The organism is Chitinilyticum litopenaei DSM 21440 (assembly GCF_000428145.1).
GTDB classification, from domain to species: domain Bacteria; phylum Pseudomonadota; class Gammaproteobacteria; order Burkholderiales; family Chitinibacteraceae; genus Chitinilyticum; species Chitinilyticum litopenaei.
This window is the reverse complement of record NZ_ATZJ01000022.1, coordinates 1-12,946: the sequence shown is the minus strand read 5'-3', so window position 1 is coordinate 12,946 and position 12,946 is coordinate 1. Positions and strand designations below refer to the sequence as shown.

The window sequence follows — 12,946 nt, the reverse complement described above, 5'->3', positions numbered from 1 at the left end:
TCCAGTAGCCCATCCCTTTTCGTTTTCAATCACCACCCGTCCATTGCTTTCGATTTTTGTTGCACAACGAACATTTACGAACATAAAATGCGCACATGAACATTCGAACGAACAAGCAAGTTCGTTTTCGCACACCGCCGGAGGCATTCATGAACCACGCCGTCGCCCATCAGCTGCTTGTTCCTCCGCCCGCCCTGCTGCCGCGCGGCTTTGCCGGCGCGCCGCGCCAGCGCGAAAAACTGGTGGTGGCCAACTGGAAGATGCACGGCAATCTGGCGCTGTGCCGCGCCACCGTGCCGGCACTCGCTGCAGCCGCCAGGGATGCGGTGCGCATCGTGCTCTGCCCGCCGGCGCCCTATCTGGGCGAGGTGGCCCGGCTGGCGCAGAACACCGGTGTAGCCTTCAGCGGACAGGATGTCGGCGAACTCAGCAGCGGACCGCGCACCGGCGAATGGTCGGCCGCCATGCTGGCCGAAATCGGCTGCGGCTACACGCTGGTCGGTCATTCCGAGCGCCGCCAGCATCATTACGAAAATGACGCGCTGATTGCCGGCAAGGCCCGCGCCTGTGCGGCGGCCGGCATCACGCCCATCGTCTGCATCGGCGAAAGCCAGGCCGAGCGCGATGCCGGCGAAATGCAGCAAGTACTCTGCAATCAGCTCGACTGGTTGCTGACCACGCCGGACTGGCGTAATGCCATCATTGCCTATGAGCCCTTGTGGGCCATTGGCAGCAGCCAGCCCGCCACGCCGGCACAGGCCCAGCAGGCGCATCGTTTCATCCGGCATTATCTGGCGCAATGCGACGCTGCCGCTGCGGCCAGCATGCCGCTGCTCTACGGTGGCAGCGTCACTCCGGCCAACGCGGAAGCCTTTCTGCTGCAGCCAGACATCGATGGCGTGCTCGTGGGCGGCGCCTCGCTGCAAACCGAATCCCTGCTGGCCATTTATCACGCCGCGCTGCGCTGCGTACCCCTTACCCTCACCCGCTGACAGGCCGTGGAAAAACAGCCTGTGGCCGTTTTTACGGCTTCACCAAAAGGAATGCACAACCAAATACCTGATTATTGATCCGGCCCTCTGATGTTATTACTCGTAGGAGCGAGCTTGCTCGCGATCAGCAAGGCTTCGCGAGCAAGCTCGCTCCTACGGAAATTCAAACTTCCGAGGGCCGGATCAATAGGCAGCCAGATCAACAACTCGTCATGCCGGCGAAAGCCGGCATCCAGAGCACCGCTAGAAAAGGCATTGCCGCTGGATTCCCGCTTTCGCGGGAATGACGAATTGTACTTATGCTGAGGTAGCTACCTAATCAGAAACAACAAATATGTAATTGATATTAAAAGTGATGATTTATGCCGGGCCTGGCCTGGCGCCGGATTCCCACCGATAAAACCGACGTTTTCAACACTCAGTGAAGCCCCCGACCATGTCCATGACACTGCACGATTTCCTGCTGGCCAAACGCGACGCGCGCCTGAGCGAACTGGCGCCGGTACTGGCAGCACTCGCGCAGGCCTGCCGCCGGATCAGCACGGCGGTGCGCTGCGCCGCCTTTACCGGGCAAACGGGCCTGGCTGGCAGCGGCAATGTGCAGGGCGAGGAGCAGAAAAAGCTCGACGTGCTGGCCAACCGCCTGATGGCCGAAGCGCTGCATGCCTGCCCGCAGGTGCGCGCCTTTGCCTCGGAAGAAGACGAGGACAGCACGCCAGGCAGCCATGCCGCCAATCCGGACGGCGTGCTGGTGGCCTTCGACCCGCTTGATGGCTCCAGCAATCTGGACATCAATGGCCCGGTGGGCAGCATTTTCAGCATCCAGCCCGGCCCGCCGGGCGACACGGTCGGCACGGCCGATTTCCTGCAACCCGGCCGACAGCAGCTGGCGGCCGGTTATGCGCTATACGGCCCCGCCACGGTGCTGGTGGTCGGCAGCGTGGCGGGCGTGCATGCCTTCACCCTTGATGAAGCGCGCGGCGAATTCCTGCTGAGCCAGAGCGGGCTGCAAATTGCCCCGGATTGCAGCGAATTCGCCATCAACGCGGCCTACCAGCGGCACTGGCACGCTCCCGTAACGCGTTATGTCGGCGAATGCCTGGCCGGTCGCGACGGCCCGCGTGGCAAGGATTTCAACATGCGCTGGATGGCGGCCATGGTGGCCGATGTGCACCGCATCCTGCAGCGCGGCGGGGTTTTCCTCTACCCGGCCGACCAGCGGGCCAGTGCCCGCCAGGGCAAGCTGCGCCTCTTGTATGAAGCCGCACCGATGGCGCTGCTGGTTCACGCCGCCGGGGGGCTGGCCAGCAGCGGTCACGAGCCCATTCTGGACATCCTGCCCGCCAGCCTGCACGAGCGCGTGCCGGTGCTGCTTGGCGCGCGCCATGAAATCGAACGCCTGAACGACTACCACCGGCAGGCCTGAGCGGCTGAAGCCAGCTTTTCAACACCCAGCGAAGGAGAACACCATGCCCCTGATCGCCATGCGCCAGTTGCTCGACCACGCCGCCGAACGCGGCTATGCCATCCCCGCGTTCAATGTGAACAATCTGGAGCAGATGCGCGCCATCATGGAAGCGGCCGACCACACCAACAGCCCGGTGATCGTCCAGGCCTCGGCTGGCGCCCGCAACTATGCCGGCGCACCTTTTCTGCGCCACCTGATGCTCGCCGCTGCCGAAGAATTCCCGCACATTCCGCTCGTCATGCATCAGGATCACGGCACCAGCCCCGCCGTTTGCCAGCGTGCGATCCAGCTCGGCTTCACTTCGGTGATGATGGACGGCTCGCTGGGCAGCGACGGCAAGACCCCCAGCGACTACGACTACAACGTCACGGTCACCCGGCAGGTCGTCGAAATGGCGCATGCCTGCGGCGTGTCGGTCGAGGGCGAACTGGGCTGCCTTGGCAGCCTGGAAACGGGGCTGGCCGGCGAGGAAGACGGCATCGGCGCCACCGGCCAGCTTGATCACGGACGGCTGCTGACCGATCCGGAAGAAGCCGCGGCCTTTGTCACCGCCACCGGGGTCGATGCGCTGGCGATCGCCATTGGCACCAGCCATGGCGCCTACAAGTTCTCGCGCCCGCCCACGGGCGAAACGCTGGCCATCGACCGGGTGCGCCAGATCCACGAGCGCCTGCCCGACACGCATCTGGTCATGCACGGCAGCTCGTCGGTGCCGCAGGAGTGGCTGGATGTCATCAATGCCAATGGCGGCAATATCACCCCCACCTGGGGCGTGCCCGTGGAAGAAATCGTGCGCGCCATCAAGTTCGGCGTGAGGAAAGTGAATATCGACACCGACCTGCGGCTGGCCGCCACCGGCGCCATTCGCCGCTTCATGAGCGAACATCCCGCCGAATTCGACCCGCGCAAATACCTGCAGGCCTCGGTCAAGGCCATGCGCGACATCTGCATCGCCCGCTACGAAGCCTTTGGCTGCGTGGGCCAGGCCGGACTGATTCGCCCGCTGGCGCTGGAGTGCATGGCCGAACGCTATGCGAGCGGCGCACTGACCATGCAGACCCGCCCCGCAGCGCCCCAGTCGCCCAGCCCGCGTGGCGGCGTCAGCCACGCCGGCCAGCCCCAGGCGCTGCACATCCGCAATGAAGCCTGGCTGCTGCCGGATTGCTACTGAGCCCCCTGCGCGCAGCCAATGACCTTCCCCCGGCATGACCGGGGGAAGGTCCTTCAGGGCAGAGAAATAAACGCAAAACGGCGCGGCGCATATCAGGCGCCCCCAGCATCACCACCCGCTCGGCAAAACCGCCCCCCTCAAAAACAGGGTATAAGCCTCAATCCATTTCCAGCAAAAGGCTGCATGACAATACCCATCAGCCCATCCGAGCAGAACGTGTGCAGAGGCGCAAGCGGGCGGCATCGGCGCGCAGTTTGCCGGCCAGTTGCGCCAGCGCACACGGCGCACTCTGCGGGTACACAATCGTCGCCTATGGGATAACCCGGCCCCGCCGGCTGCCCCAACGAACGCGGCAACGACGGCGACACCGAATTCGCTTACGCCGCGCAGCGAGTCCCCGTGGGGCATCGACGCCGACCCGCTGTGGACTTACAGCCTCGAGCCACAGCCCTTCGAGCAGCTTTACTATTACGACTGTTTGAAAAAGGATTGGCGACCACCTCGGCACGCCGCAGGAGCTGCTCGACGCCGAAGGCAATCTGGCGTGGTCAGCCGACTACGCCCCGCAGGAAGTCCCCTTGGGGGACAAGGCCTGGGGCGAAGCCAAGGCCGCGATCTCCGAGGCCGCCAAACGCGCCGGCATCAGCAACCCGCTGCGCTTCCAGGGCCAGTATTACGACCACGGAACGGGATTACACTACAACCGCCACCGCTACTACGACACGCAAATCGGGTGATTCATCAGCAAGGATCCGATCAGCCTGCTGGGTGGGTTGAACATCTTTGCGTATGCGCCGAATCCGGTGGAGTGGATTGATCCGTGGGGTTTGGCACGCCGAGGCAATGCAGCAACCAAGCAACATATGGATCAGGTGCGTGACCAGGTGCACGCCGACAACACTAATATTCGTCACAAAAACGGTGGCCGTAATCAAACCACTGGCGCTGAGTTGCCTGAACGTTATCTCCTCCCCGTGACACCATGCCCGAACGGTAGCCGGAAAGGTGGCTCCTTCTGTCAGACATGACCTTCGAAGACGCCCAAGGAAGAACGGTACACGTGCAAACAGTTGATAATGGTACTGTGAATGGGATGAGTCAGCGCGAATGGGATAATGCAAACCGCATTACTCAGCAAAACCCGAATGCAATTGTTGTTACCGTTCAGAAAGGGCAAACACCTGCACCCGGCTCTCTTGACACGACAAACATGACACCGGGTACGGTTACAATCAGATAAGGAAAGACATGCCAAGCAAGTTATCTACCCTCTACCTTTTTATGACCAGAGAAGACGAAGATAATTTTTCAAAAAATTTAATTGAGGCTATTCCTGATATTATATTTATTGATAATCACCCATGGAAAACCCCGGAACCCGCAATACGGCAATCCCTTGCAGACTGCTATGAGAAGCTCAACTCCGGCGCAGTCATTCTTAACAATAAAATAACTACCTTAGCTGACTACAAAGACAATTACATTGGGTCAGTTAGAAACGGGACTGAATTCCATGGCTCACCGGTTGGCGAAGGCCTCATCCAGTTCGAACACTCAAAAAATGCCAACTATTTACCTGATGGCTTACGTGACGGTGGTCTAGCTGCATCATATGACTCAGACTCTGACCCAGAGACTGACCAGTTTGTTAAAGCTGTCTGGAAAATAGCAAAGAAGCACGCTTTCAAATTGTATGCGCTTGACCCAAAAACCGGCCTGATTTTGCATGACAAACCAAGCACTAAATTCTTTGCTTGGCCAGATGCCGTCGCAAAATACGATCAGGTTGATGGCTTGTTTTTAACTAATAACACCATGGCTTATTTCACCAGCAAAAAACCTTAGCTGTTGGGTTGAGCGTCAGCGAAACCCAACATCACTGCGGAATTTTGTTCTTGTGCTGCAGCTTTGCGGTACGGTCAACATCGTCAAACTGGCGAGAGTAGTTCCTTAACAAGAAGCGTAGGTATATGCCTGTAGCCTTTCAATTTAAAAGGTGATAGGCATATACCCTTCTTCATCGGTGGCCAGCTACACCGGCTGCTCGCCGCCACCAGCCGCCTGGGCTAGGAAACCTTCGCCTTCGACCCGGCCGGCAACCTGCTTGATCCGCAAACGGCTGACCAGCGCCAGTACGACACCCGCGAGCGGGCCGAGCAGCAGCAGTTCCACAGCCAGCTCACCGGCAGCAACAAGCTGCTCGACAACCTGCTCAAAGATTATGCAGGGAAGCATTTTGAGTACGACGAGCGCGGCAATCTGCGCGCGCGCATCGACAATGGCCGCACGCAGTGGTTCGAATGGGATCACTTCAACCGCCTGGCCGCCGTGCGCAGCAACGACGTCGACACCGAGTTTGCTTACGACCCGCTGGGCCGCCGGCTGCTGAAACACAGCACGCCCAAGCTGCCGATTGGCGCCGGCGCGCAGGCTGCCGTCAACCCCGCCTGGGTCGCCAGCGAAACAGCGCGGCTGTCACGCGAGCACGGCTATGGCGTGACGCTGTACGGCTGGGACGGCGACCAGATCGCCTGGGAAGGCGACGCGGAAACGACGACGCATTACGTGTTCGAACCCGGCAGCTTCGTACCGCTGTTGCAGGCCAAAACCCGCCAGCGCATTCCGCTGCTGCCGACGCCGGACTGGAGCGAACGCGACTACGATTACGACGCCGACCCGCTGTGGACCTACAGCCCCGAACCGCAACCGTTCGAGCAGCTGTACTACTACCACACCGACCACCTCGGCACCCCGCAGGAGCTGCTCGATTCTGATGGCAATCTGGCGTGGAGCGCCGACTACAAGGCCTGGGGCGAAGCCAAAGCCGCGATCTCTGAAGCCGCCAAACGCGCCGGCATCAGCAACCCGCTGCGCTTCCAGGGCCAATACTACGACCACGAAACGGGATTACACTACAACCGCCATCGCTACTACGACCCGGGCGTTGGCCGCTTCATCAGCAAGGACCCGATCAGCCTGCAGGGTGGATTGAATATCTTTGCGTATGCGCCGAATCCGGTGGAGTGGGTGGATCCACTTGGCTTGAATGGAGTGTATGTATTCGAAACTTCAAATGGACAAACCTATGTTGGCAAGGGTGAGCGCAGCCGTTACCTTACATCAACTCGTGAACGGACTAGCGCAGATGGTAGTTATTCTGTTAACTCTGGAAAGATGCCTGGAGCTTCCAAAACTAAAATTTATGATGCTTCCGTAAATCGCGGCAAACATTTCTCTCTTAACCCCCCACCTTGCGGAATAAGTAAAAGTGATTATGCCGAAATGGTTGAATCTGAAGTCATGAATGGAATTGGAATAAGTCCAAATACAAACAGCCCTATGAATAGAGTTAAGTCGCCCGGGGTAAATAAATTCGCAAGAGTTACGTGCCCAAAAGCACGCGCAGCCGTGTCAGCAGAAGCTGCACGAATAATTAAAGATTTCCAATCATTACCAGCAGGATCAGGGAGAAGATAATGGATGAAATTATCTATCAGGCCGACAGTGTTTTTGTGCATCGTAACACCAAGGGGCAATATTCACTCACCATTACTTCAGTCGCAATTGCATTTAACGACCTAGAAAAACTAAAAAATTTCAAGTTTAATACCATTTACTTTGCATTGGCTGACTCAGGCGACACGGAGAAATTCCTTGAAAGCCTAGACACTTCAGAGCTACGCGAATTTATACTGACTTCCGACAAGAAATTTAGGCTAACCGATCGAATTGCAAAGTCAATTCATTCAATCAATAGTATTAATCTTAGTGTAAATATTGATTACGAGAAATTTGATTTTACCTGCCTGCCAAACCTGCATTATGTTGCATTAAACAAATTCAACAAGAAAAATACCAGCTATCTTCAATGCAAGAACATACGGCGATTGTATCTCGGCAGTTACAACGAATCCGATTTGCGCTTACTAGCAAACTCTAAAGTTGAACAACTTTGGTTATGCAACAGCAAGCTAGTTTCTTTGGCAGGGATCACTCAAATTCCTGAACTGCGCAGCCTACGACTGGAAAAAACAAAACAATTACTCGACTGGGATGAAATACTGCAATGCACAAAGCTAACCCGTCTGCGGGTTGATAATTTTGGCCATAAAGATAATTGGGATTGGCTGGCGCAAAAAAAGGACTGGGATTATTTATGGTTTGACGTGATTGACAGCTTTAAGGTGTTAGCAAACATTGAAACCCTCAATACACTCTGTGCGATTAAGGTGCTGGATAAAGACTGGAGTCCAGTTCATAAAAACCCTAGATTAATGGCTGAATATCAAAGATTCGATCAGCTAGACGGCGATGATAAGCGCGCTGAAAGTGCCGCCATGTGGTGATTGATACCCTGCCGGCAACGCGGTAAGTTGGGTTGAACGCTCGTGAAACCCAACCCGACAGCAGCAATTTTGCATATGTCCTGCAGCGGTTGCGGTACGGTCAGCATTGTTAATGCTGGCGAGAGTAGCTCCTTAACAAGAAGCGTAGGTATATGCCTGTAGCCTTTCAATTTAAAAGGCTACGGGCATATACCCTCCATCATCAGTGACCAGCTACACCGGCTGCTCGCCGCCACCAGCCGCCTGGGCCAGGAAACCTTCGCCTTCGACCCCGCCGGCAACCTGCTCGATCCGCAAACGGCTGACCAGCGCCAGTACGACACGCGCGAGCGGGCGGAACAGCAGCAGTTCCACAGCCAGCTCACCGGCAGCAACAAGCTGCTCGACAACCTGCTCAAAGATTATGCAGGGAAACACTTCGAGTACGACGAGCGCGGCAATCTGCGCGCGCGCATCGACAATGGCCGCACGCAGTGGTTCGAGTGGGATCACTTCAACCGTCTGGCCGCCGTGCGCAGCAACGAGGTCGACACTGAATTCGCCTACGACCCGCTGGGCCGCCGGCTGCTGAAACACAGCACGCCCAAGCTGCCCATCGGCGCCGGCGCGCAAGCCGCCGTCAACCCCGCCTGGGTCGCCAGCGAAACGGCGCGGCTGTCGCGCGAGCACGGCTATGGCGTCACGCTGTATGGCTGGGACGGCGACCAGATCGCCTGGGAAGGCGACGCCGAAACCACCACGCATTACGTGTTCGAACCCGGCAGCTTCGTGCCGCTGCTGCAGGCCAAGACCCGCCAGCGCATCCCGCTGCTGCCGACGCCGGACTGGAGCGAACGCAACTACGACATCGACGCCGACCCGCTGTGGACCTACAACCCCGAGCCGCAACCCTTCGAGCAGCTCTATTACTACCACACCGACCACCTCGGCACCCCGCAGGAACTGCTCGACGCCGAAGGCAATCTGGCGTGGTCAGCAGATTACAAGGCCTGGGGCGAAGCTAAAGCCGCGATCTCCGAGGCCGCCAAACGCGCCGGCATCAGCAACCCGCTGCGCTTCCAGGGGCAATACTTCGACCACGAAACGGGATTACACTACAACCGCCACCGCTACTACGACCCGCAAATCGGGCGATTCATCAGCAAGGACCCGATCAGCCTGCAGGGTGGATTGAATATCTTTGCGTATGCGCCGAATCCGGTGGAGTGGATTGATCCTTTCGGCTTAAAGCGCCAAAGAAAAGGCCCTGGTAGCACAAAGAAAGTCTCAGACAGTAATTCACAGTGTCCTTGCACATGCGGTAATGACGGTGAATCCATTGCCATTCGAGAAATGCAAAAAAGCAGAAAATACAAGAACATTTGGCAGATTCAAAACAATAGCGGGCACGGCATTGACATTATTGCAGAAAAATGGAGTGGCGATCTCATTGCATATGAAGTAAAAACACAAAAAGGTAGGAGTGGCTATCCAGCACTTTCCAAAGATCAGAATACAGGAAAAGCATTCGTACTTGATCGCCTCAACAAAGCAGCAAATGCAAAGGACCCTCAATGGAAACACATGGCAGGCACTAGCACCCAACAAGATGCACAGAATATACTCTCAAAAATAAACAGCGGAAGCAGTAGCTTATCCGGAAGTGTGCTTGAAGTTGATTGCTCATCAGGCAACGCAGCAACAATTCGACACACCAAATGGTTCTAAATAAGGAACGCCAATGAAATACAACATCAAGGACGATATCGAAACACTGGAAGAGTGGTTGAAGAATGGCCATTACATATCGGAAAACGAGTCCATCAAATCCGAGCTATCCTCATACGCCAAGCTACCAATCAGAAAATTCTCCAATGCATACGCAGAAAAATCGGCAGGATACATTCGCACCCCCCCCCTATTGAACAGATTCGTCTCAAACAAAGCCACAGAATTCACCGCCAGCTACCTGAATGGAAATATCGATACCTTAAGCGACCTAACCGCTTATTCATTCTATGATTTATATTACTCAATACATCGAAACCTCAGCCACAGTCGATGCATCCACATAGATGCAGCTCAAGCACTCAGCCTTCTATTACTTTGCAATGAAGAGAACCTCATTACAAAGGTATTACCCATCTTGTCCAGCCTGGCAAAAAACAACCTATACAGCGACCCCATGGGGGCCAGCGGATTATTCATTGTCAACTGCTTCTTGGAACAGCATGGCTCGCCATGGATTGAGCTTCAAGAAACAGCAATGACAGAACCGCACAAACAACTCTTGAAACAGTTACGCGAACCCAAAGTCGACACAGCTCTGCGGGCGGTTTATGAGCACCACATCAAGCAATGCCAAATAATGAACAGCTCAAGCGGCATAGGCGACTATCTCGATTTACATGCGCGAATCATACCTTTTCCATTGGTCACCTTTATAAAAATAAGAAAAACCATGAATTTGGAAACAGAACTCCCCGACGACCTTGAATTACTCAAAAAAACCACCGTATTACTTTCCTACAACAAAAAACTAGAAATTGATGAAATACTTGCCTCGGTCATTGCCAGGGCAGAAAAATGCCTACCCGACCTCTTGGCAAACACGGAAATTGCAATACCAAACACCACACCCACTTAACCCCAAAACAACCCATAGCTTTGCGGGCAAAGCTTTTCTCGAAAAACAGACAGAAACACCCAAGTCTAGAGATTTTTATTACCCTTATGAATGCAGAATCACAACCGATTGACGGGCGAAACAACCACATAGGCGGAATTGAATCAATCATCATTGACGACACCACCTATTACTTTGGATTTGACTATGGAAGCGACCTGGTCATATCCCCACTAATAGGTAGCAGCGAGGAGATGGCGCGATTTGCAGCGCAGCACATGCTTCAAAAAGATGGCCCGCATGACATCACCTACTGGATCGAATTAACAAACTATGACTCTGAACTATGCGAAGACGAAGCCAGTCGAACATTCCGCAGCGAAGAATTGAGGTCTTTCATAGATAAATTGGATGCCGTCGAATTACAAAACACTTACAATCCAGATTGTCGACTTGAATATCATCTACTGTATCTACTTGGCGCAGCGAGCGACTGGGCTGCTGGCGACATCGATAAAATTGAAAACGAACTTGCAATACTACGAGGAGAAACCCCAATTTCAGCTGAAGATAGCTATTCGAAAATTGCGGCCTCGATAAAACAAGAACTGACTGATTTAGTGCATGCAGCCCCTGAAAATTGGCGCAGCTTTTTCTCATACCTTGCTTCATAGCGCGGTAGATTGGGTTGAGCGCCAGCGACCCCCCAATACATCAGCGGTAGTTTTGCTCATGCGCTGCATCGGTAGCAGCACCGCCAGTATCGGCAAACAGGTGATAATGACTCTTTAACAACATGCATGGGTATTCGCTTGTAGCTCTTCATTTAAAAAAGCTGCAAGCGAATACCCTTCCCTTTTATTGAAAGTCAGCTACACCGACTGCTCGGGCAAGACCAGCAGCTGGACGAGCACGGCGTGCCGCTGAACGCCATCACCGAGTCGTTCGCCTACGACGCCAGTGGCCGCCTCATCCTCGCCGAGAATGCCGGCAGCCAGCTGCAGTGGTATTACAACGAAGTCGGCAATCTGGTGCGCGAACATCAGCACTACCGCCTGCGCGGCAGCGCCTTTACCGCGATCTGGCGGCACGAGTACGACGCGCTCGACAACCGCGTCACCACCATCCGCCCGGACGGCCATCGTGTCGACTGGCTCAGCTACGGCTCCGGCCATGTACACCAGCTGCGCATCGCCGGCCAGTTGGTCAGCGATCTGGAGCGCGACGACCTGCACCGCGAAATCCGCCGTACCTTCGGCAACACGGATCGAGGGCAGCTCGCCGCCAGCCGCAGTTATGACCCGGCCGGCCGGCTGACCGAACAGCTGCTGGAACGCGTGCAGGCCCTGAGTCAAACCGCCGGTCAAGCCGGTGGCCAGACCACCAGCAACGCCACCGTCAGCCACCGCCAGTACCAGTACGACGCCGCCGGCCAGCTGCTCGGCATCAGCGACAGTCGCCGTGGCGCACTGCAGTATCACTACGACCCAGTCGGCCGTCTGCTCGCCGCCACCAGCCGCCTGGGCCAGGAAACCTTCGCCTTCGACCCCGCTGGCAACCTGCTTGATCCGCAAACGGCTGACCAGCGCCAGTACGACACCCGCGAGCGGGCCGAGCAGCAGCAGTTTCACAGCCAGCTCACCGGCAGCAACAAGCTGCTCGACAACCTGCTCAAAGATTATGCAGGGAAGCACTTCGAATACGACGAGCGCGGCAATCTGCGCGCGCGCATCGACAACGGCCGCACGCAGTGGTTCGAGTGGGATCACTTCAACCGCCTGGCCGCCGTGCGCAGCAACGAGGTCGATACCGAATTCGCTTACGACCCGCTCGGCCGCCGGCTGCTGAAGCACAGCACGCCCAAGCTGCCGATTGGCGCCGGCGCGCAAGCCGCCGTCAACCCCGCCTGGGTCGCCAGCGAAACCGCCCGCCTCTCGCGCGAGCACGGCTACGGCGTGACGCTGTACGGCTGGGACGGCGACCAGATCGCCTGGGAAGGCGACGCGGAAACCACCACGCACTACGTGTTCGAGCCCGGCAGCTTCGTGCCGCTGCTGCAGGCCAAGACCCGCCAGCGCATCCCGCTGCTGCCCACGCCGGACTGGAGCGAGCGCGACTACGACATCGACGCCGACCCGCTGTGGACCTACAGCCCCGAGCCGCAGCCCTTCGAGCAGCTCTACTACTACCACACCGACCACCTCGGCACCCCGCAGGAGCTGCTCGACGCCGAAGGCAATCTGGCGTGGTCAGCAGACTACAAGGCCTGGGGCGAAGCCAAAGCCGCGATCAGTGACGCCGCCAAACGCGCCGGCATCAGCAACCCGCTGCGCTTCCAGGGGCAATACTTCGACCACGAAACGG

Annotated in this window: 11 protein-coding genes and 2 pseudogenes; 11 read left to right on the top strand and 2 right to left on the bottom strand. The window is 56.7% G+C overall.

The genetic code is table 11. From position 1 onward, the window contains the following. Window positions 1-149: 149 nt before the first annotated feature. From tpiA to C515_RS23550, 5 genes and pseudogenes are all read left to right on the top strand, one after another. Window positions 150-992: a triose-phosphate isomerase gene (tpiA, locus tag C515_RS0110045; RefSeq protein ID WP_051304833.1), complete on the top strand. Its 843-nt coding sequence runs from the start codon at window positions 150-152 to the stop codon at window positions 990-992. Window positions 993-1,428: 436 nt separating this feature from the next. Beyond that, window positions 1,429-2,418 (top strand): class 1 fructose-bisphosphatase, encoded by a 990-nt coding sequence (locus C515_RS0110040; protein WP_043649040.1) that lies wholly within the window; start codon window positions 1,429-1,431, stop codon window positions 2,416-2,418. A 43-nt stretch (window positions 2,419-2,461) separates the two neighbouring features. Further along, window positions 2,462-3,508 (top strand): annotated as a pseudogene (gene fba / locus C515_RS20525) (class II fructose-bisphosphate aldolase); the annotation flags it as partial. A gap of 611 nt (window positions 3,509-4,119) precedes the next feature. Further along, window positions 4,120-4,659, top strand: a pseudogene (locus tag C515_RS24865) (RHS repeat-associated core domain-containing protein). Window positions 4,660-4,879: 220 nt separating this feature from the next. Continuing rightward, window positions 4,880-5,476: a DUF8467 domain-containing protein gene (locus C515_RS23550; RefSeq protein ID WP_144290423.1), complete on the top strand. Its 597-nt coding sequence runs from the start codon at window positions 4,880-4,882 to the stop codon at window positions 5,474-5,476. A 186-nt stretch (window positions 5,477-5,662) separates the two neighbouring features. Here C515_RS23550 and C515_RS24370 read toward each other — a convergent pair whose 3' ends face one another. Beyond that, complete coding sequence (locus C515_RS24370) at window positions 5,663-5,941, bottom strand: hypothetical protein (protein WP_158380806.1); 279 nt, start codon at window positions 5,939-5,941, stop codon at window positions 5,663-5,665. A gap of 18 nt (window positions 5,942-5,959) precedes the next feature. Between C515_RS24370 and C515_RS23080 the strand changes: the two genes are divergently transcribed. Then, window positions 5,960-7,108, top strand: a complete 1,149-nt coding sequence (locus C515_RS23080; protein WP_158380805.1) for an RHS repeat-associated core domain-containing protein — start codon at window positions 5,960-5,962, stop codon at window positions 7,106-7,108. Further along, window positions 7,108-7,977, top strand: coding sequence for a hypothetical protein (locus tag C515_RS0110010; protein WP_028455422.1), 870 nt, complete (start codon window positions 7,108-7,110; stop codon window positions 7,975-7,977). The genes C515_RS23080 and C515_RS0110010 overlap by 1 nt, the downstream gene beginning before the upstream one ends. 213 nt (window positions 7,978-8,190) lie before the next feature. Here C515_RS0110010 and C515_RS24365 read toward each other — a convergent pair whose 3' ends face one another. Continuing rightward, window positions 8,191-8,469 carry a hypothetical protein gene (locus C515_RS24365; protein WP_028455421.1) on the bottom strand — a complete coding sequence of 93 codons (279 nt, stop codon included), beginning with the start codon at window positions 8,467-8,469 and terminating at the stop codon, window positions 8,191-8,193. Window positions 8,470-8,487: 18 nt separating this feature from the next. Here C515_RS24365 and C515_RS0110000 point away from each other — a divergent pair, with 18 nt between their 5' ends. The 4 genes from C515_RS0110000 to C515_RS20520 all read left to right on the top strand — a co-directional run. Continuing rightward, a complete protein-coding gene (locus tag C515_RS0110000) occupies window positions 8,488-9,684 on the top strand; it encodes an RHS repeat-associated core domain-containing protein (RefSeq protein WP_028455420.1) in 1,197 nt (398 codons plus the stop codon). A 13-nt stretch (window positions 9,685-9,697) separates the two neighbouring features. Next, window positions 9,698-10,603 carry a hypothetical protein gene (locus C515_RS0109995; protein WP_028455419.1) on the top strand — a complete coding sequence of 302 codons (906 nt, stop codon included), beginning with the start codon at window positions 9,698-9,700 and terminating at the stop codon, window positions 10,601-10,603. Further along, window positions 10,543-11,256, top strand: coding sequence for a hypothetical protein (locus tag C515_RS23545; protein WP_144290422.1), 714 nt, complete (start codon window positions 10,543-10,545; stop codon window positions 11,254-11,256). The genes C515_RS0109995 and C515_RS23545 overlap by 61 nt, the downstream gene beginning before the upstream one ends. Window positions 11,257-11,499: 243 nt before the next feature. Continuing rightward, window positions 11,500-12,946: RHS domain-containing protein (locus tag C515_RS20520; RefSeq protein ID WP_144290421.1), on the top strand; the 1,447-nt coding region annotated here is incomplete at its 3' end.